This window comes from Mycobacterium decipiens (assembly GCF_963853665.1).
GTDB classification, from domain to species: domain Bacteria; phylum Actinomycetota; class Actinomycetes; order Mycobacteriales; family Mycobacteriaceae; genus Mycobacterium; species Mycobacterium decipiens.
Genome location: NZ_OY970459.1, coordinates 140,450 through 159,562, shown reverse-complemented (window position 1 = coordinate 159,562; position 19,113 = coordinate 140,450). Strand labels below are relative to the sequence as shown.

Sequence of the window (19,113 nt, the reverse complement as noted above, 5' to 3'; positions counted from 1 at the left end):
ATCACACTTTGCGCGTCACGCGTCAATGATTTGGTGATACACGTCCCGGTCCGCGAAGATGGCTACGTGCCCGCAACATCACGGTCCCGGGTGGGCGAGCTGATCGGCAACCGCCCGCTTAGCGCCCGCTCGGTGCTCGCGTCGGCCTTGCTGGGGGCCGACCATGCCCGCCTTACGGTGGCCGAACTGGTCGCGGTAGCCGCCCTGTTCGGCATCAGCGCCGGCGCGGCCCGCACCTGCCTGTGGCGGATGGTCTGCAATGGCGAGCTGACCGGCGACAGCGGTAGCTACGCGCTCGCCGGGCGCTTACTGGAACGTCGCCGGCGGGTCGACGAAGCGTCGGCGATCGACGGCCCGCCGTCCTGGGACGGAACCTGGGAGCTGGCGATCGTCTCGCTGGAGCGTCGCTCGGCAGCCGATCGCCTCGAGCTGCGAAAGGCAGCGTTGGCCCTCCATCTGGCGGAGCTTCGAGAGGGCGTGTGGATACGACCGGATAATCTTGACCCGCAACGGGTTCCGACATCCCGGGCGGTGCTGGACCGACAGTGCACCCATTTTCACAGCGCCGCTACCGACATTGCCGCCGACAAGATGCGGTCGTTGTTCTCCCTTGATGAGTGGACAGCCGATGCCCGGGTGCTGATCGAGGCGATGGACACCCAACTCAACCTAGGCCGAGGTGCCGGTTCGGCCGAAGGCATCGCCTACGAGTTCGCGCTATCGATCGCCGTGGTCCGCCATCTTCAGCTCGATCCGCTGCTGCCCGTCGAACTGCTTTCCGACCACTGGCCCGGGCGCACGTTGCGCGGCACCTACCGCCGTTTCGACAGCGCGTTCAAAAGACGACTGGCGGCGCCTTCCGACTGAGGGCGAGCGTCACCGGCGGTCACGGCCGCGACCGGAGTTATCGGGCCGGCGGGATGTTCTGGTTGATGTGGAACACGTTGTGCGGATCGTATTCCGCCTTGATCTCGCTGAGCCGGCGGTAGTTCGGACCGTAGGTGGCGCGGACTCGGTCCTGGCCCTCGTCCATCATGAAGTTCACGTAAGCGCCGCCCGCCGAGTACGGGTGAGTCGCGTCCCAGTAGTCCACCGTCCACCGCTGCAGCGCCCGCGCGGTGGCCGGGTCCGGATCAACCCCCGCGATGACCTGTGAAAAGTTGACATCACGGTAGGCCCACGCGGTGTCGGTTTGCCCGACCCGATGGACCGCGCCGTCGATCGGATACAGGTGCATTGTGGAGTGCATGGTCGGAAGGTCCTCGCTGAAGCGGGCGTGGGCCGCCACGGCACCGTCGGCGACGGTCCGGAAGAAGTCACCACGCCAATACCATTGCAGCCCTTTCGGATACAGGGCATCGAAAGTGGATTGCAACGCGGGATAGGGGGCCACCCCGAGGCCGTCGAAGGCCGGTTCCAGCTGCCGCACCGGCGCGAACGCTTCGTCGGCTCGTGCGGGATCGCCCGTGTAGCACCAGACCACCGCGCACGCCTTGTGCAGGTGGAAGGACTCCGGGAAAGGCGCCACCGGGGGGACGGTCATGGTTGCGAAAAACCCGTAGAGGTCCTCGTCTTGAGCCGGGATGAAATCCCGGAACCAGCCAAGGATGTCGGCAGTCGCCGAAACCGGCCACGCCGTGGGGCCGCAGATCACGCTGTGCACGGGATGGGCGCGGAAGGTAAACGAGGTGACCACACCGAAGTTCCCGCCGCCGCCGCGCAGCCCCCAGAACAGGTCGGGGTGCTCGGATTCGGACGCCGTGACCACGCGCCCGTCGGCCAGCACGACCTCGGCCGCCAACAGGTTGTCGATGGTCAGGCCGTACTTGCGAGACAGGTAGCCGTGGCCACCGCCCAGCGTGAGGCCGCCGACACCGGTGCTGGAGATAATGCCGGCCGGCGTCGCCAGACCATGCGCATGGGTCGCGGCGTCCACCTGACCCCAGGTCGCTCCGCCTTGAACCCGGGCAGTGCGCCGGTCGGGGTCGACGTCGATCCGGTTCATCGGCGACAGATCAATGACCATGCCGCCCTCAACGGTGCCGAAACCAGGGCCGTTGTGACCGCCCCCGCGGACAGCGACCGCAAGGTTCGACGCCCGCGCGAACTCCAAAGCGCCCGCAACGTTGGCAGCGGATCGGCAGCGCGCAATCACCGCCGGCCGCTTGTCGATCATTGCGTTGTGCAGCGCTCTGGCTTCGTCGTATCCCGGGTCAGCCGGCAGGATTACCTGCCCACCCAATCGGGTGCGCAGTTCTTCGGTTGCGGTTGGGGTACTCATGCCTCCGACGCTACGAGCCGGGGAGGCAGCCGTCATGACCACAACGGCGCATTTCCGATGCGCACCCAATAGTCAGATCTGACTATCGACCACCCAGCGGCGCCGCAGTTACGTTGAAACCATGGCGCAGTGGGTGCCACCACCGCTTCCGGCAGAACTGACCGCACGTCGGCGCGGCCCGCTGGTTGGTCGCGCCGCAGCGCTCGCTGCGTTCGAGCAGACCTGGGAGCACGTGGTGGGCGGCAACCGCCAGGCGGTGTTCATCGGCGGTGAACCCGGAGCCGGTAAGACGCGGCTGGCCGCCGAGGTGGCCGGGCGGCTGGTCGATCACGGTGTCGCCGTACTCGTCGGCAGCTCCACGGCCGATGCGGACGTCCCGTACGCACCGTTCGCCGAGGCGCTGGATCGCCTGCTCATCGCCGCTCCACCAGGTTCGATGGCGGACGCGCTGACAGACGGGGGACCACAACTGCGGCGGCTGACGACCCAGGTGGATCGACATCTGCCCGATACCGGCCCGGCGGACGATGTCGACGCGGTCCGGCGTGCTTTGTTCGACGCGGTGACGGGCTTGCTGCGGCGGCTGGCGATCGATCGCCCGATCGCGTTGATCCTCGAGGACCTGCATTGGGCGCGGCTGCCCACCCTGGCGATGCTGGAACACATGCTGATCGGCTGTGCCGATGTCCGAATGCTGGTCGTGGCCACATTCCGCACCACCGAACCGGACCGCTCCGAAGAGCTGCTCACCCGGCTGGCCGAACTGCACCGGTTCGACGGCGTCCGTCGTCTCGATCTCGAGGGCCTGGACACCGAGGCGATCGCCGAGTACGTCGGCCAAACCCAGCACCTGCTCCCACCGTCGGCCCGCACGGCGGCGGCGCTGCTGCGCGACAAAACCGGCGGCAATCCGTTCTTCCTGACCGAACTCTGCAACGACCTGGAGCTCCGGGGTGGGATCGCCACGCTGAGTTCGCACCACAGGATTCCGGCGTCGATTGGGGATGCCATCGCCCGCCGGCTGGGCGGATTGGGGGCCAGCGTTCGCAACGTCATCGAGCAGGCTGCGGTGTTGGGCGAAGCGTTTGATCTGCCCGCGCTGATTGCGACCAGCGAGACCGACCTCACCTCCACGCTGGCGGCGATCGACTCGGCTGAGGCCGTCGGGCTGATCCGGCCGGTTGGGGGCTCTGACGGCGAGTTCGCGTTCGTGCACGCGCTGACCCGGGAGGCCGTGCTCGACGGGATGGCGGCGTCGCGCCGGCGGATCATGCACGCGCGAGCAGCCGAAGCGCTCGAGGGGCGCGCGGACCCCTCGGTCGTGCCCCGCCTAGCCAACCACTACCTGCTTGCGCACGTGCTGGGCTACCACGATCAGGCGTTGCATTACGCGCGGAAAGCGGCCCGGATAGCCGAACAGAGTCTGGCCTACGAGGACGCAGCGACCTGGTTCGAGCGGGCGGTGTCGCTTCCCGAACTGAGTCCGCACGATCGCGCGCGGCTGAATTTCGGCGCGGCCGCAAACCATGTGCGCGCCGGCGATTTCGCCCGTGCGCGGGCCATCTACGAACGCATCAGCGCGATGGACGATCCGCTCATCCGGCTGGAGGCCGCCGTCGGCTACGAGGACGCGAGTTGGCGTCCCGGGCTGGCCGACTCGAAAGCGGCCGATCTGCTCGCCGCGGCGCTGGAATCGTGCGGGTTGAGCACCGACGACCCCCGCTATGTCGGGGCTCTGGCTAGTTTCGGACGGGCACTGGCGTTTGCCGGTGAGGCGGCACGGGCCCGCGAAATCGGCGGCCGTGCCATCGATCGCGCGCGGCGGGTCCGCGATCCGGCGGTGACGCTGCACGCTCTGAAGGCGAGCCTGTGGCACGGACTCACCCCGGAGATGTGTGACATCCAATTGGAGCGGTCGGCCGAGCTGTTGCGCGCCGTGCAATCAGCCCGAGACTACGACACGCTGGGCGCGGTATCGCATTTCCGCGCCCTGGTCAGCTATGTGGTCGGCCGGCCCGACGACCTGGCCGCCTCGGCCGCCGATCTGCAGCGAGCGGTCCAAGCCGGCGGACAACCGTTCTTCGGCTTCGTTGGCGCCTGCGTCGAGCAAGCACTGGCGTATCTACGCGGCGACTTTGCCGGCGCCGAACGATGGGCAGACATCGCGTTACGCACGGGAAACCTGTTCAGCGCAGACGAGACCGAGGGCTCGCACGGGGTTCAGATGTTCATGATCCGCCGCGAATCCGGGGACCTGAAAAGATTCTCCGAATTCGTCGACGGCAGCGAGACATTCGCCGGCCGTTGGGTGCCCGGCTTGCTTGCGCTGTATACCGAGCTCGGATGCGAACGTGGTATCACCCGCGCACTGAATCACCTGCTCAACCGCAATCTCGGCGAACACACGGACGAAGCGCAGTGGCCGATGGAGCTGGTCTTCATGGTGGAGGCTGCCTTGGAGCTGGCCAACCGAGACGCGATTCACGCGCTGCGCCCGTTCGTTGCCCGCTATGCCGGCAAGAACCTGGTGGCCGGCCAGTTCGTCGCGCCGTTCGGCAGCGCCGACCGATATCTAGCACGGATTGCGGCGCACAGCGGTGACACCGATGCCGCCGAGCGTCATTTCGCCGCGGCGCTCGAGATGGACCGGCGGATGGGGTCGGTCGTCCATGTTGCCGAGACGCTGGCCCGGCACGCGTTGTTCGCAGCGTCCCGAGATCGCATCGAGGAGGCGCGGCAGCTGGCCGACGAGGCTCGCGGCATCGCCGCGCCGATCGGCCAGTCCCGGGTCCTCGGCCTGGTGGATACCTTGCTCACGATGGCCCCGGACGGCCCCGAGGGTCCGGCTGGGCTGACGGACCGGGAGGTCGAAGTGCTGCGGCTGCTGGCCGGGGGGTTGAGCAATCGGGAAATCGGTGAACGCCTCTACATCAGCACCAACACGGCGGCCAACCATGTTCGCAGCATCCTGATCAAGACCGGTGCCGCGAATCGCACGCAGGCGGCGATGTATGCCGCCGATCACGAGCTGCTCGGGTAGGGATCAGCTATCGGTTTCAGATATCGGCCGAAGCGCCGTCCGGCAGAACGCGCTCGCTTACCTCGACGACGACATCGGCGGGAAGACCGGCACGCGCCGCCGCGGTTCTGATGGCCTCCGGCGACGGCGCCTCGTACAGGCAGTACGTCTTTCGTTTGTCCGCCGACAGAAACGAGTACAACCAACGGACGCCCTCCTGCGCGTTGATCCGATTGATTCCATCGGCGACGTCGAGGCTGGGTTCCAGTTGTTCGGCATAGTTGCGCTCGACCATGAATATCGGCACGGCGGACTCCTGTCGATCGTCTCGTCCTGGCGTCGAACCTACGCGTCTTCCACGTCGAGCAACATTGGACGCCACCGCCACCGTCGGGCAGTTCTTGCTCCCGGCACCCCAGCTAGCTACGCAGGGCAGCGCTCACGGCCACCTGGTGGCGTAGTTGGCATAGTTTGCGTTGCGCGGTCTGCAGAAGTCACCTGCGGTGCCGGCGAGCAAGATGTAATACGTCTCTGGGCGGTGGTTTTCACCCGAGGTCGGGTAGGTCCACCCGCTGGCGCACATCGACGTGGGCCCGCCGGCGGTGGGCGCCGGCCACACCGAGCTGGCGCAGTTGGTAAGTGCATCAAGGTTCGCAGTCGCGCTCTGGGCGATCACCAGCATCGCGCCGCCCCACTGGCCGTCGGCCCGCCGATATGCCCGCGCTCCGAATGAGGTGTTGTCCTTCTGACATCCCAACGCGCGCTGCAGCGGCACAAAGGCGGACGCGAGGCCAGTGTTGGCCACCCCTGCCGCATCCATGATGAACGCCGCCGCATCCGCGCCGTCACCCGTTTGCACATCCGGCGCCTCAGGGCTGTTCAACTGCAGCGAGATCCGCTGCTGTGCGGCCTCATCCCCGCCGCCAATGATCGGTCCACCTCCGGTCGATGCGATTACAGGCAACACAACATCGGGGTCGGCCAGTGCGGTGGGCAGGTCCGCCAGAACCATCGCCACCAACATCCACGTTGCAATACTCACACCGATCCGAGATGCCATGACTCGACCTCGCCGCCGTATTGGTCCATAGACCACGACAGCCTACGGGACGCACATCTGTGGGCACTTCGCGCGTAGCGGCCGGTCAGTGAAACGCCGCCAGGCCGGTGATGGCCTGGCCGACGACGAGGGTGTGCACCTCGCTGGTTCCTTCGTAGGTCAGTACCGATTCGAGATTGGCCATGTGCCGCATGACCGGGTACTCCAGGGTGATTCCGTTGGCGCCCAGAATGGTTCGCGCGATGCGGGCCACATCCAGTGCCTTTTGCACGTTGTGCAGCTTGCCGAAGCTGACGTGTTCCGGGTGGAGCCGGCCGGCGTCCTTGAGCCGGCCCAGGTGCAGGGCCAGCAGATAGGAGTTGTTGACATCGGTCAGCATCTCGACAAGCTTGCGTTGGGTGAGCTGGAATCCCGCGATCGGACGCCCGAACTGCGTCCGCGTGCCGGCGTAGTCGAGTGCGGCCTCATAGCAAGCCCGCGCGGCCCCGACCGCCCCCCAAATGATGCCGAATCGGGCTTCGGTGAGACACGACAGGGGTGCTCGCAGACCGGTCGCCTCGGGCAGCATCGCTTCGAACGGAAGCCGGCAATCCTGAAAAACCAGCTCGGCGGTCGTCGACGCCCGAAGGGACAGCTTGTGTTTGATTTTGCGGGTGATGAAGCCGGACGTGTTGCGCGGCACCACAAATCCTCGGACTCCGTCCGAGGTTCTCGCCCAGACCACCGCCACATCGGCGATGTCGCCGTTGGTGATCCACATCTTGGCTCCGTTGAGCACCCACTGGCCATCCTCAAACCGCGCGGCGGTTCGCATACCGGACGGGTCGCTGCCGGCGTCGGGCTCGGTGAGTCCGAAGCACCCGATGGCCGCACCTTGACTCATGGGGTGCAACCAGGTTTGCTTCTGCCGTTCACTTCCGTACCGCCAGATGGCGAACATGGCCAGCGATCCCTGCACCGAAACGAAGCTGCGCAAGCCGCTATCCCCGGCCTCGAGCTCCATGCACGCCAACCCGTAGGACACCGCACTCATCCCCGGACATCCATAGCCCTGCAAGTGCATCCCGAGCAGACCGAGTTGGCCTGCAGCGGTGGGGAATCCGCCGGGAAGCTGCCCCCGGGCGTAGGCGTCGGGCAGCTGCGGCAGTAGATCGCGGCGGACAAAGAAGCGAACGGTATCCCGAATCAGCCGCTCTTCGTCGGACAAACTGCCTTCGATCGCCAGAAAGTCGCGCGCACTAGGCGCCAACCCGACATCCGACTTTGCGTTGGTGGTGGTGGTCATCTAATACTCCTTGTCACGCCGTTCTGCGTCCCGCCTTGAGCGTGGTGAGCCAGCTACGGATGGCGGCGCCGTGTTCACCCAGCCGTGGTGCCCTGGTGCGGTAGGTCACCGGTGTGGCGGACAGATTGATCGGGCTGGCCACCTGGCGACCGAGTCGCCGCGCACCATCTTCGGTGTTGCGGATCGGGTGCAGACCTAGCTGCTCGGCAAGGGCGAAGGCCTCGGCGACGTCGTTGACCGCACCGGCGGGAACCCCGAACTCGGGCAGGATCCGCGACCAGTACTTCGCGGAGTTGGGCGCCAACGCGCGTTCCAAGTACTCACGCAGCAGCGCTCGGTTGTGCACCCGCAGTTCATTGGTGCGGAATCGCGAATCCCGTGGCAGGTCGGGAATGCCAAGGACATCGCAGAGCAGGCCGAACTGCTTGTCGTTGCCTACCGCCAGCACGATCGTTCCCTGGCCGGTGGCGTACGTGTCGTAGGGGGCGATACTGGCATGTCCGTTGCCCACCGCGCGCGGGATCTCGCCGGCCAGAACATAACTGGCGGACTGATTTGCCAGGGCGGACAGCAGTGCCGACAGCAGGTTGATCTCGACGTGTTGACCGCACCCGGACCGGTCGCGCTCGCGCAGCGCCGCCAGGATGCCAACCGTGGCGAACAGGCCCGCGAGGACATCGACGAGGGCCGCCCCGACCTTGGTTGGGGTCTGCGAATCCGACCCGGTGAGACTCATCAACCCGCCTAGCGCCTGGACCAGCAAGTCATAGCCGGCCAGTTCGCGGCCCTCGGCCGGCCCGAACGCCGAGATGCTGCAGTAGATCAGGGCGGGGTTGACCCGGCGCATCGTGGGCTCATCCAGGCCAAAGCGCGCCATGGTTCCTGGGCGAAAGTTTTCCACCAGCACGTCGGCGCGCTCGGCCAGAGTCCTCGCCGTCCGCAGGTCCTCGGCCTCGCGGAGATCGAGCATGATGCTGCGCTTGTTGCGATTGACGCCGAGGTAGTAGGTGCTTTCATCGTCGACGAACGGCGGGCCCCAGGCCCTGGTGTCATCACCGCCCGGTCGTTCGACCTTGACGATCTCGGCACCGAGATCGCCAAGCGTCATCGTGCAGAACGGCCCGGCGAGTACCCGAGAGAAGTCGACCACCATCAAAGACGAAAGCGGATGTGGTGTATCGGGATTCGTCATCTGGACGTGACCTCGAACGCGTGTCCGTTTGCGGCAGCGCCGGCACCGAACCAGATCCGGTGTGCCTGGGGGGCAATCTCGGCGGCGCGGCCGTCGAGCTGTTCGAGGGTCAGGCTGCTGATGGGATGGGTGGCCACCGCGGGTTCCAGACCGACCATGCCCCGCGACTCGCGCTGCAATCGAGCCTCATGCTCGAACTCCGTTGTCACGATCGCAACCGTCGGCAGCCCAGCGGCTTCCAGACGCACCGCGTCGTTGACACACGCCGAGCAACATGAGCCACAGTCGCCGATCGCGGTGAGTGCGATGTCGTTCTCGGCGGCGATCTGACCGATCAGCTCGGGACTGGCGTCCGAGGAAAAGTGGTGCTTGTCGTAGTAGGTGACCGCGGCGAAGGTCAGTCCGCGGTCGGCCAACTCCCGCACCGTGGCACGCAACAACTTGGCGGCGTTCCATTTGGTGTTGCTCAGCACGCCCAGGCGCAGGCCCTCGACACCGCTGGGTCGAGGAGCGGGGGGAATGGCCTGAACATCGACCACACCGCACGGGTCATAGACAAAATCGGTCATCGCTGTCTCTCCTTTGCGAAATTTCTGGTGATCGGTTCTCAGAGCCGGCAGGCGCCATCGGAACAGTCAAGCTCGCGGGCGCCGTTTGCCACGGCGTCGATGTGGTCCTCCTCGATCGCGCGCAGCACCGGCGTGGTGGCGGCGCTCCACCCGGGCAGGAACGCCGAGAACCGGCCGGCGGCTCCGCCCGCGACGAACAGGTGAATGTCGTCGGGAGTGAACACGATTGGCAGCTGCCTGCCCGACTGACGCGGGTACCACTTGGGCAGGTTGCGGTTGTAGGTGTGTGCCCCCGGGGGCGCATAGCGATTGCCGTAGCTCACCTCGTCCCAGTCGTTGGTGCCGTTGAACCACAGGTAGCGACGGACGTCGTCGCGGCTCCAACCAAACGAGGCGATGGTGCGCGCATGCTCCACCCCGATGACGACCGTGCAGGAACCGCCGAGCACCGCGTTGTTGTGGGCGATGGTGCTCATCGCCGACGCGATGGAGTCCAGAATCCCTTGCGGGTCATCGGAAATGTGGTTGGTGACGCTGTGCGGGGCTTCGGCCCCGATCACCAGGACCGTGCTGTCGTCTGGTGCGTATCCGTGCTCGACGTGATAGGGAGCCCACGGGCTGGCTGCTTCGTTCTCGGCGATGCAGAATGTGTACTTGCCGGGATGACCCAGCGTGCTCTTGTCCAATTCGCCCGGAATCCCACCGCCGACGCTGAGCAGGATCAACCGAACCGCACGTCCGATGGTGGCGTTGGCGCGGTTGCCCGAGCCGAATACATTGCCGCCGGCGTTCATCCCGATCTGGCGGGCAATGGGACCGTTCACCACGATCAGGGGCGAGACGACATGAGTGGTGGCCTGAATCCCATTGAGGTTGAACCGCGCATCGGCCAGGGCAAGGATGGCCGCTCGCACGACGGGGGCATACTCGGGTTTGCACCCGGCCATCACCATGTTGACGGCGAGGAGTTCTCGGGTCAGGCTCCCCCACCGCGGCGGAATCCGCGCCACAAGTTCCTTCGGGTGTCCGCCCAACACGTCCAAAACGGCGGCGACGCGTTCCGGTGTGGGCGGCACCACGGGTAACCCGTCGCTCCACGGCTGATCGAAGTAGTGCTCGACGAGATCAAATTCTTCAGCGGTCACAGCGATCATCTGGTTGCCTTTCTCGGTCGGTTTGCTCACCGTTGCGACAACCGTAAGTTCCCAGCATCTTCATAGTCCAAGACATATTCAGACAGCTTTCATATCCTGTAGATATGACTGATCCGGAGTTGCGCCTGCTGCGCTACTTCGTAACCGTCGCCGAGGAGCGGCACTTCGGTCGCGCGGCCGAGCGACTCCACATCGCCCAACCACCGCTGAGTCAGCAGATCCAGAAGCTCGAACGGCAGCTGGGAGTCGAACTCATCGATCGGTCCCGGCGCCCGATCGAACTCACCGACGCCGGCACTGCCTTGTTCGAGGAGGCGCGGCTAGCGCTCACCCACGCCGACCGGGCCTTTGCCGCCGCCCGCCGGGCCGCCACCGGTCATCTCGGTCATCTTCGCATCGGTGCACTGCAGGCCGCGGTGGACGGCGTGCTGTCCTACATCATGCGCGCACATCGCCGACGGTATCCCGGCGTCAAACTCGAGCTCGCCGAACTGGGCACCGCCGAGCAGGTGACGCAACTGATCGAACACCGCCTCGATGTCGGGTTCTTGCGCGGACCCGTCGACGAGCCGTCGCTGACCATCCAGACGCTCATCGACGACCCGCTTGCCGCCGTCGTTTGCGAGGACGATGCACTCGCCGAGCAGGAGCGGATCGCGCCGTCGCTGCTTGGCGATCAACCGATCATCCTGTGGACTCGAGCCGCGGCAGCCACCACCTACGCCGACGTCGTCGAGCTGTTCCGCCAGCACGATCTCGATCCGCCCATCGTCGACGAAGTGCCGCGTATCCAAACGATTCTCGCGCTGGTGGCGTCCGGAGCGGGAATCACCTTGCTGCCAACCTCGTTCATCAACCTCAACCGAAAGGGCGTGCGGTTCATCCCCTTACACGGGCCGCTTCCGCACCGCCCGCTGGCCCTGGCGTGGCGCACCTCCAATCGCGCGCCGAGCATGCGTTGTTTCCTCGACGTCGCCACCCAGGCCGCCCCGCGGTACCTGCACGATTTAAGCCAGCATTACCCGCAACTCACCGCACCCGACTCGGCGAATTGATCGGAGCCTCTTGAGCCCCTTACGCGTCCCGCCAAGGTCTAGGTGGTCAGCATCCCGTCGATGAGCAGGCGCAGCACTTGCCTGATGTCCCGGCGGGCGCGCTTGGGGTCGTCGGCGGTGGCGATGACCATGGCCGCCTCGTCGAGGGCGCCGATCAGCACGTGGGCCAGCGGCCGCACCGGTTGCCGAGGCAACTGGCCGGCCCGAATGGCCTCGGTAATCAACTGCTCGGTCATGCCCAGGCTGTAGCGCTGGGCGACGTCGCGAAAGCCGGCCCAACCCAGCACGGCGGGTGCGTCCAGCAGGATGAGCTGACGCACCTCCGGATTCCCGGACGCCTCGAGCCAGGCGTCGACGGCGGCCCGAATCGCATCGGCGGGGGTCGTCGCCCGCGACGCGGCGACCAAGGTGGCCATCCGGGCCATCACATCTTGCTCCACCACCTCCACGACTTCCCGAAACAGCGCCGCCTTATCGGCGAATTGGTGGTACATCGCCCCCCGAGTGACCCCCGCCTCCGTGGCGATCTCCGGCGTCCCCACCTCCGCATAGCCCCGGCTGCCCCACAGCTTGCGGGCGGCGGTGATCAGCGCCTCGCGGGTAGCCGCGGAGCGCTCTTCCTGGGTGCGTCTCTTGATTTCCATACAACCTGTTGGTAAGTTACCGGCAGCCTGCTTGTAAATGTACTCGAAGGGGTGCCCTCCATGTCGACGATCGACATTAGTGCCGGAACCATCCATTACGAAGCAACCGGACCCGAAAGCGGCAGACCTGTCGTGTTCGTGCATGGCTACCTGATGGGCGGCCAACTATGGCGCCAGGTCAGCGAGCAACTCGCCGGTCGAGGCTTGCGCTGCATCGCCCCGACCTGGCCGCTGGGCGCGCATCCCGAACCGCTGCGCCCCGGAGCCGACCAAACCATCGGCGGCGTCGCCGGCATCGTCGCCGAGGTACTTGCCGCCCTGGACCTTGAGGATGTGGTGCTGGTTGGCAACGACACCGGTGGGGTCGTCACCCAGCTGGTCGCGGTGCACCATCCCGAACGGCTCGGCGCCCTCGTTCTCACGAGTTGCGACGCATTCGAGCACTTTCCGCCGCCGATTCTCAAGCCGGTGATCCTGGCAGCGAAGTCGACAACCCTGTTCCGGGCCGCGATGCAGACCATGCGGGCACCGGCGGCGCGCAAACGCGCCTATGAGGGCCTGTCACACCAGGACATCGACCCTCTCACCCGGAGCTGGGTTCGACCGGCACTATCCGACCCGGCGATCGCCGAAGACCTGCGTCAGCTCACGCTGTCGCTGCGTAGGGAAGTCACCACCGCGGTCGCCGCGCGGCTGCCTGAGTTCGACAAGGCCGCGCTCATCGCGTGGTCGGCGGACGACGTGTTCTTCGCACTCGAGGACGGCGAACGGCTCGCCGCCACCATCCCGCACGCCCATCTCGAGGTGATCGAGGGAGCGCGGACATTCTCGATGCTGGATCGGCCGGACCGGCTCGCCGATCTGCTGTCCGCTGTCGCGGTGCGCACGTAACTAAGCACCGGTATAGGGCGCAGAACGGGCGCTCTGCCAAGGATATTGGGACCAAGAATTTGGCAAGGCACTCCCGATTGTATGCCCGCGCGAATTAGAATGCCGCTGTGACGACCCCGTCCAACCCCTGGGGCGACGAACGAAGGAAGCTCTCGCATTCATTACAAATGCGGGGTCAGCTTCTTGGCCGCAGGGAGGCGCGGCGGCTGAGCCGGCGGTTCTCGCTCGTCGGCGTCGAAACCCCGCCGCAGCGCCTTCAGGAGATGCTGTCGGGCGCTCCGGCCACCGACGACGAATGGACCGACGTCAATTTCGCACTAATCGCGACCCGGCTGGACCATGAAAAGCGCGTCGTGAAGTTCCAGCGGCTGCGACGCCGAGCCACGTGCTCGCTCATCTGTGCGGGCTTGATTCTCGTTGCACTGAACTTCCTCATCTGCCTGGCCTACATCTTCTTCAGCCTGACCCAAAACGCCGCAGCGGTGTGAATCCGACAGGCTCAGTCGACGATTTCTCGTACCGCGGCCCCAATCGCCTCGATCGCCCGGTCAAGGATTGCGCGGGTGGTGGCGAAGTTCAGCCGCGCAAATCCAGACCCCACCGCGGCGCCGAACGGAATGCCGGGGGACAGCGCCACCTTCGCCTTCGACAGCAGATATTCCGCCGGTTCGGACGGCAGCTTGAGCGCACGGAAATCGACCCACGAAAGATAGGTGCCCTCCGGGGCGTTGACCTTCACCCCGGGAGCTGACTCCGGCAGCGCCCGCGCCAGATGGTCGCGGTTTGCCCGCAGATAGGTGAGCAGCTCGTCCAGCCACGGCGCGCCATGGTCGTAGGCGGCGATGTTCGCGCGAATACCGACGGTGGATGCGCCCAGGCGGTGCAGCATGTTTATCCGGTCCCAGTCGGCGGCATCACGGCGGTTGGACAGGACTACCTGAGCGCACATCAGGCCCGGCAAGTTCCAGCCCTTGGAAGCCGACACCAACGTGACCACAGTTTCTGCGGCCGCCTCCGACACCGAGGCGGCGGCAATATGGCGCGATCGGTACACCACCGGTCCCCAGATCTCGTCCGCGATCACCCGAGCGCCGTGGCTGGCCGCGATATCCACGATCGCGGCCAGCTCAGCTTCGGCGAAGGCGGTGCCCAGCGGGTTGTTCGGATTACAGAGGATCACCGATCCGGCACCACGGACGAACGCGGCCTCGAGAGCGTCCAGGTCCAGCAGGTAACGTCCCGAATCTTGCTGCACCGTCGGGATTTCCATTCGCTGGCGGCCGGTCACTTGCAAGACGTCGAAGAACGGCATGTAGGCCGGAACCGGCAACGCAACCGGGCTCTCCGGCCGGGTAAGGAATTCGACGACGACTTCCATCCCCTTGAGGACATCCGGAACGACGCGGATCCATTCGGGTTGGACGCACCAACCGTACCGTTGTCGGCACCAGTCCGCAGTCGCCCTCAGCAAGGTGTCCTCGCCGAAGGGTGGGTACCCGAACTCCTCGTTCTCGACGCACGCCCGTACCCCGTCGAGTACCGCCGGTGCCGTGGGATAGTCCATCTCCGCCACCCACAGTGGCACCACATCGGGCCCGAAATGGTTCCACTTGATCGTGTTACGACCCCGAAGCCGTTTCTCGGTCAACAGATCGAAGACGCTGTCGTGCATTTAAGTAGTCTGTGTCCTCTCGTCTGGGGATGCCCCCCGTTGGCGGACACCGCCAGCGGACGTTTGGAGCGGCACTGGAGTTCCGGCGCGCCAGACGGCCTTGACATCGTCCAGTCCGGCGAGGTCCTGGTCCACACCGGCGGCGACACCGAGCAGATCAGCGTCGTAACCCGGCGCGATACGTCCCTTGCGATGGCCCAGGCCGCAGCTGGCCGCGGCGGCGGCGGTGGCGCCGTTCAGCACCTCTGTGCTGGTGAAACCGTGGCGGGACAGATCCGCCAGATCGTGGGGGAGCACATTGTGGGGTTTTTCGGGGCCGACCCCAGCATCGGTGGACAGGGCGATGCGCGCACCGGAATCAATGAGCAGGCGGATGATTGCCCGCACCTCCTGCACGACTGCCACGATGTTCTCCGGCATCCCTGGGTGCACGCGGGGAATCGTGAGACCGCACCACACACCTTGCGCAACAATCGCTTCCACGACATCCGGGCTGGCCGCGACGCCGCTTCCGCTGAGGAACGTGCAATGTTCGATCCCGTCCACACCCGCGGCGACCGCCGCGGCGATCCCTGCGGTGGCATGGGCGTGCGCGGTCACCGGTAAACCCACCCGACTGGCGGCCGCCACCACCGCGGCCAGTTGATCACCGCTGTACTGCGGCTGCGACGGATCGGATGCGGCGGTGACGAATCCGCCCGTGGCCATCACCTTGATCCAATCCACTCCCCGTGCGGCCCGCTCCTGCACCGCATCAACCAGCGCCGCAGCGTTGTCGGCCGCACCGCCGAGGAACCAGCAATGCCCGCCGCTGCGGGTCAATGGCGGCCCGGAAACCACCAGTTCCGGGCCCACCGTCGTTCCTTGCCGATATTCGTCCCGCAGCGACAAGGTCGCAAAGTCGCGGTCACCGAGGTCGCGAATCGTGGTGATCCCCGAACGCAACGCGGCCGCGGCGTGTCGTCGCGCCCGCTCCACCAACACCGGGTAGGGGTCGCTGGCCAGATCCTCGGGCGTACCGTTGGGGTCCCAACACAAATGTGCATGCGCATCCACCAGGCCCGGCAGCAACGTCGATTCGCCCAGATCAACCAGTGTCATATCCGGGCCGCCTGCGCCGGAAAAATCGACCGCGCTGATCCGACCGCCCTCGACCACGACCAGCACGGGTCGACGGTGAAACCGGTACCCGTCGAAGACAAGTTGGGCGAGAATCCCGATCCGTTCTCCCGGTCCTGTCGGCTCGCTAGGACCGCGGCCGGGATCGGGGCGTGGCGAAGCCCGGCCGACGCTCAGCTCGCCCATTGCTCATGGACCTCCGAATGCGAGCGCGGGATCGATCGCCACCGCGCGCCTCAATCCAGCGACGCTGGCCAGCAGAGCGATCACCAACGCAACGATCCACAGCAGCACCGCCACGATCGTGATGGCGTCCACGGTGACCTTCAATGGGCGCAGCAGGTCCCTTGTTGTCGATGCCGCGGTGGCCAGTGGAGCCGAAGCAACAACACCGGGCGCGCCGGATTTCACTACGAATGCGTCGACCCCCATGGAATCGACCGTGTGTCGGGCCTCCACCCGGAAGCCGTTCGCAAGTCCGGTCCACACAAGCGTCATTCCAAAGATCAGTCCGGTGCTGATAATCGTGATGGCGAGGCGGCGCCTTCTGCATTGCATGTCGCGCAGGGCCGCGAAGCGCATTCCCAGACGCTACCAACGTCACGCACTTGCGGGGCGGGTCTTCGCGTTTGTCATCCACCGACATCGTTGATCGGCGAGCCGGGCACATCGACCAATCCGGCAAACGTGGTGCCCAGCGCGGACCTTCCCTCCAATAAGCTGCTGTGGTGACGTATACGTGGAAAGTCTTGCTGATGACCGCCCAATCGCCTCGAGTCCGGTAGGCGCCGATGTCCACCCACGACGAAGCCGTGACCATCCTGTCGGCCAGCGAAAGTTGGGAACTGTTGTCGAGCGTGCCGCTGGGCCGATTGGTTACCAGTGTCGATGGCCGACCTCAAATCTTTCCGGTGAACTTTGTCGTCCAGAACCGCAACGTGCTGTTCCGGACCGCGGAGGGCACCAAACTGGTCAGCGCCGCTATCAATAACCAGGTTCTTTTCGAGGCGGATGACCACGATGCCGCTGGGGGCTGGAGTGTCATCGTGGAGGGCACCAGTCGCACACTTCGTAGCGACGAGGAGATCGCCGAGGCCGAGCACGCCGGGCTGCTGCCGTGGGTTGCGACGCACAAGCCGCACTATGTGTGCGTTCGGCCGACCTCGATTACCGGTCGCCGCTTCCGGTTCGGGAAATAGCTGCCTGTGACTTGGCCCGCAAACCAATTGGAGAACTAGTCATCCCAGCCCGCCCCGCGGACTTATCAACGGCTCGAGGGAAGAATTCATTGAATCGACCTATCGCCAACGAACGGCGGCAGCAGTTACGCTACTGGTCGTAGCGTAATAACTGTCCAAATCCGGTGTGCCGCACGTCTCGCGTCAGCAGCCCGTGGCGATGAGGAGGACTCGTGTTCGACCTGAAGATCATCGGTGGCATGGTCGTCGACGGCACCGGCGCGCAACGTTATCGCGCTGACATCGGTATCACAGACGGCACGATCGTCGACGTCGTCCGCCGCGCTGCCGACGATCCGGCGATGCCCGGCGAGGCCGCCGAAACCATAGACGCGACAGGGCAAGTGGTGGCCCCCGGTTTCGTCGACATCCATACCCACTACGACGGTCAGGCGAGCTGGGACAGCCTGCTCGAGCCGTCGAGCGGTCACGGGGTTACGACGGTGGTCACCGGCAACTGCGGAGTCGGATTTGCTCCGGTACGGCCGGGCAAGGAGGACTGGCTGATCAGGTTGATGGAGGGTGTCGAGGACATCCCCGGCACCGCCCTTACCGAGGGCATCACCTGGGGCTGGGAGAGCTACCCCGAGTATCTCGACGCGATCGGCAAGCACAAGTTCGCGATCGACGTGGGCAGCCAGGTCGCGCACGGCGCCGTCCGCGCTTATGCGATGGGTGAGCGGGGTGCGCGCAATGAGCCAGCCACGCCCGACGACATCGCAGCGATGGGCCGGCTGGTCACCGAAGCGATCGAAGCCGGCGCGCTTGGGTTTTCCACGTCCCGGACGCTGGCACACCGCGCGATGGACGGCGAACCCGTGCCCGGGACGTTCGCCGCCGAAGAGGAACTGTTCGGCCTTGGCCACGCGATGGCGGCCGGCGGTCAGGCGGTGTTCGAGCTGGCACCGCAGGGGGCGGCGGGCGAGGACATCGTCGGCCCGAAAAAGGAACTGGACTGGATGCGACGATTGGGCAGCGAAATCGACCGACCGTTGTCGTTCGCGCTTATTCAGGTGGATGCGGACCCGAATCTCTGGCGCGAGCAGTTGGACCTCTCCGCGGCCGCGCACGCGGCGGGAAGTCGGCTGCATCCGCAGATCGCAGCGCGCCCGTTCGGCATGATGATCGGATTCCAAGGCCACCATGCGTTCGGCCATCGGCCCAGCTACCGCAGGCTGAAGTCCGAATGCAGCCGCGGCGAGTTCGCGCAGCGCCTGGCCGACCCCGCGGTGAAGGCCGCCATCCTGTCCGAGGACGATCTGCCCATCGACCCGACCGTGCTGTTCGACGGCATGTCCACCTTCGTGCAGCACTCACTGGAGCGTCTGTATGCACTCGGCGATCCGCCTGACTATGAGCCCACCCCCGACCGCGCCGTCGCCGCGATGGCCAAAGAGCGCGGCGAAGACCCGCTGGCGACGCTCTACGACCTCATGCTCGAGGCGAACGCGAGCGCCATGCTGATGTTGCCCCTCTTCAACTACGCTCACGGCAACCACGATGCGATCCGGGAGATGATGCTGCACCCCGCCGGGGTGCTCGGGCTCTCCGATGGCGGCGCCCATTGCGGGATGATTTGTGACGCTTCCTATCCCACCTTTCTGCTGACGCACTGGACCCGTGACCGTCGCCGCGGCGAGAAGTTGTCGCTGGAGTATGTGATCCGCAAGCAATCCCGAGACACGGCGTACCTATTCGGTCTCACCGACCGCGGCACCATCGAACCCGGTAAGAAGGCCGACATCAACGTGATCGACATGAACGCGCTGACCCTGCACCCCGCGGCGATGGCCTACGATCTGCCGGCCGGCGGCCACCGAATTCTGCAGGCGGCGAGCGGTTACACCGCGACAATCGTCAGCGGAAGTGTGACCCGGCGCGACGATATCGACACCGGGGCCCGTCCCGGCCGGCTGGTGCGCGGAGCGCGTTAG

Annotated in this window: 17 protein-coding genes and 1 pseudogene; 7 read left to right on the top strand and 11 right to left on the bottom strand. The window is 65.9% G+C overall.

The window, feature by feature from the left end; genetic code table 11:
- Positions 1-66 precede the first annotated feature (66 nt).
- Positions 67-867, top strand: coding sequence for a transcriptional regulator (locus tag AADZ55_RS00765; RefSeq protein WP_085326855.1), 801 nt, complete (start codon positions 67-69; stop codon positions 865-867).
- Positions 868-904: 37 nt separating this feature from the next.
- Here AADZ55_RS00765 and AADZ55_RS00760 read toward each other — a convergent pair whose 3' ends face one another.
- A complete protein-coding gene (locus AADZ55_RS00760) occupies positions 905-2,281 on the bottom strand; it encodes an FAD-binding oxidoreductase (RefSeq protein ID WP_207569145.1) in 1,377 nt (458 codons plus the stop codon).
- A gap of 121 nt (positions 2,282-2,402) precedes the next feature.
- Here AADZ55_RS00760 and AADZ55_RS00755 point away from each other — a divergent pair, with 121 nt between their 5' ends.
- Positions 2,403-5,321 (top strand): helix-turn-helix transcriptional regulator, encoded by a 2,919-nt coding sequence (locus AADZ55_RS00755; protein WP_085326835.1) that lies wholly within the window; start codon positions 2,403-2,405, stop codon positions 5,319-5,321.
- Positions 5,322-5,337: 16 nt separating this feature from the next.
- On the opposite strand, the gene AADZ55_RS00750 is transcribed toward AADZ55_RS00755, so the two are convergent.
- From AADZ55_RS00750 to AADZ55_RS00725, 6 genes are all read right to left on the bottom strand, one after another.
- A complete protein-coding gene (locus AADZ55_RS00750; RefSeq protein WP_085326836.1) occupies positions 5,338-5,607 on the bottom strand; it encodes a DUF4242 domain-containing protein in 270 nt (89 codons plus the stop codon).
- 132 nt (positions 5,608-5,739) lie between these two features.
- Positions 5,740-6,360, bottom strand: coding sequence for a hypothetical protein (locus AADZ55_RS00745; RefSeq protein WP_085326837.1), 621 nt, complete (start codon positions 6,358-6,360; stop codon positions 5,740-5,742).
- An 85-nt stretch (positions 6,361-6,445) separates the two neighbouring features.
- Positions 6,446-7,645 carry an acyl-CoA dehydrogenase family protein gene (locus AADZ55_RS00740; RefSeq protein WP_085326838.1) on the bottom strand — a complete coding sequence of 400 codons (1,200 nt, stop codon included), beginning with the start codon at positions 7,643-7,645 and terminating at the stop codon, positions 6,446-6,448.
- Positions 7,646-7,658: 13 nt separating this feature from the next.
- Positions 7,659-8,837, bottom strand: coding sequence for a CaiB/BaiF CoA transferase family protein (locus tag AADZ55_RS00735; RefSeq protein WP_085326839.1), 1,179 nt, complete (start codon positions 8,835-8,837; stop codon positions 7,659-7,661).
- Complete coding sequence (locus AADZ55_RS00730; RefSeq protein WP_085326840.1) at positions 8,834-9,406, bottom strand: UGSC family (seleno)protein; 573 nt, start codon at positions 9,404-9,406, stop codon at positions 8,834-8,836. Before AADZ55_RS00730 ends, AADZ55_RS00735 begins: the two co-directional genes overlap by 4 nt.
- 38 nt (positions 9,407-9,444) lie before the next feature.
- A complete protein-coding gene (locus AADZ55_RS00725; RefSeq protein WP_207569146.1) occupies positions 9,445-10,590 on the bottom strand; it encodes a hypothetical protein in 1,146 nt (381 codons plus the stop codon).
- A gap of 74 nt (positions 10,591-10,664) precedes the next feature.
- Here AADZ55_RS00725 and AADZ55_RS00720 point away from each other — a divergent pair, with 74 nt between their 5' ends.
- Positions 10,665-11,615, top strand: a complete 951-nt coding sequence (locus AADZ55_RS00720; protein WP_085326841.1) for a LysR family transcriptional regulator — start codon at positions 10,665-10,667, stop codon at positions 11,613-11,615.
- A 38-nt stretch (positions 11,616-11,653) separates the two neighbouring features.
- Here AADZ55_RS00720 and AADZ55_RS00715 read toward each other — a convergent pair whose 3' ends face one another.
- Positions 11,654-12,259, bottom strand: a complete 606-nt coding sequence (locus AADZ55_RS00715; protein WP_085326842.1) for a TetR/AcrR family transcriptional regulator — start codon at positions 12,257-12,259, stop codon at positions 11,654-11,656.
- A 60-nt stretch (positions 12,260-12,319) separates the two neighbouring features.
- Here AADZ55_RS00715 and AADZ55_RS00710 point away from each other — a divergent pair, with 60 nt between their 5' ends.
- Together AADZ55_RS00710 and AADZ55_RS00705 are read left to right on the top strand one after the other, a co-directional pair.
- On the top strand, positions 12,320-13,150 hold the full coding sequence (locus tag AADZ55_RS00710) for an alpha/beta fold hydrolase (RefSeq protein ID WP_085326843.1): 831 nt from the start codon (positions 12,320-12,322) through the stop codon (positions 13,148-13,150).
- 107 nt (positions 13,151-13,257) lie between these two features.
- Entirely contained in the window at positions 13,258-13,638 is a 381-nt protein-coding gene (locus tag AADZ55_RS00705) for a hypothetical protein (protein WP_085326844.1), read from the top strand.
- An 11-nt stretch (positions 13,639-13,649) separates the two neighbouring features.
- On the opposite strand, the gene AADZ55_RS00700 is transcribed toward AADZ55_RS00705, so the two are convergent.
- The 3 genes and pseudogenes from AADZ55_RS00700 to AADZ55_RS00690 all read right to left on the bottom strand — a co-directional run.
- Positions 13,650-14,822 carry a MalY/PatB family protein gene (locus AADZ55_RS00700; protein WP_085326845.1) on the bottom strand — a complete coding sequence of 391 codons (1,173 nt, stop codon included), beginning with the start codon at positions 14,820-14,822 and terminating at the stop codon, positions 13,650-13,652.
- A complete protein-coding gene (locus AADZ55_RS00695) occupies positions 14,823-16,127 on the bottom strand; it encodes an amidohydrolase family protein (RefSeq protein ID WP_085326846.1) in 1,305 nt (434 codons plus the stop codon). It lies immediately after the preceding gene.
- A gap of 159 nt (positions 16,128-16,286) precedes the next feature.
- A pseudogene (locus AADZ55_RS00690) lies at positions 16,287-16,523 on the bottom strand (ABC transporter permease); the annotation flags it as partial.
- 209 nt (positions 16,524-16,732) lie between these two features.
- On the opposite strand from AADZ55_RS00690, the gene AADZ55_RS00685 reads away from it, so the two are divergent.
- Both AADZ55_RS00685 and AADZ55_RS00680 read left to right on the top strand, forming a co-directional pair.
- Positions 16,733-17,140, top strand: coding sequence for a pyridoxamine 5'-phosphate oxidase family protein (locus AADZ55_RS00685; RefSeq protein WP_085326848.1), 408 nt, complete (start codon positions 16,733-16,735; stop codon positions 17,138-17,140).
- A 212-nt stretch (positions 17,141-17,352) separates the two neighbouring features.
- Positions 17,353-19,113 carry an N-acyl-D-amino-acid deacylase family protein gene (locus tag AADZ55_RS00680; protein ID WP_085326849.1) on the top strand — a complete coding sequence of 587 codons (1,761 nt, stop codon included), beginning with the start codon at positions 17,353-17,355 and terminating at the stop codon, positions 19,111-19,113.

Coding starts and splice junctions, on each gene's coding strand:
- AADZ55_RS00760 (WP_207569145.1), bottom strand. CDS start 2,281: ATGAGTACCCCAACCGCAACCGAAGAACTGCGCACCCGATTGGGTGGG.
- AADZ55_RS00755 (WP_085326835.1), top strand. CDS start 2,403: ATGGCGCAGTGGGTGCCACCACCGCTTCCGGCAGAACTGACCGCACGT.
- AADZ55_RS00745 (WP_085326837.1), bottom strand. CDS start 6,360: ATGGCATCTCGGATCGGTGTGAGTATTGCAACGTGGATGTTGGTGGCG.
- AADZ55_RS00740 (WP_085326838.1), bottom strand. CDS start 7,645: ATGACCACCACCACCAACGCAAAGTCGGATGTCGGGTTGGCGCCTAGT.
- AADZ55_RS00735 (WP_085326839.1), bottom strand. CDS start 8,837: ATGACGAATCCCGATACACCACATCCGCTTTCGTCTTTGATGGTGGTC.
- AADZ55_RS00730 (WP_085326840.1), bottom strand. CDS start 9,406: ATGACCGATTTTGTCTATGACCCGTGCGGTGTGGTCGATGTTCAGGCC.
- AADZ55_RS00720 (WP_085326841.1), top strand. CDS start 10,665: ATGACTGATCCGGAGTTGCGCCTGCTGCGCTACTTCGTAACCGTCGCC.
- AADZ55_RS00715 (WP_085326842.1), bottom strand. CDS start 12,259: ATGGAAATCAAGAGACGCACCCAGGAAGAGCGCTCCGCGGCTACCCGC.
- AADZ55_RS00710 (WP_085326843.1), top strand. CDS start 12,320: ATGTCGACGATCGACATTAGTGCCGGAACCATCCATTACGAAGCAACC.
- AADZ55_RS00700 (WP_085326845.1), bottom strand. CDS start 14,822: ATGCACGACAGCGTCTTCGATCTGTTGACCGAGAAACGGCTTCGGGGT.
- AADZ55_RS00695 (WP_085326846.1), bottom strand. CDS start 16,127: ATGGGCGAGCTGAGCGTCGGCCGGGCTTCGCCACGCCCCGATCCCGGC.
- AADZ55_RS00685 (WP_085326848.1), top strand. CDS start 16,733: ATGTCCACCCACGACGAAGCCGTGACCATCCTGTCGGCCAGCGAAAGT.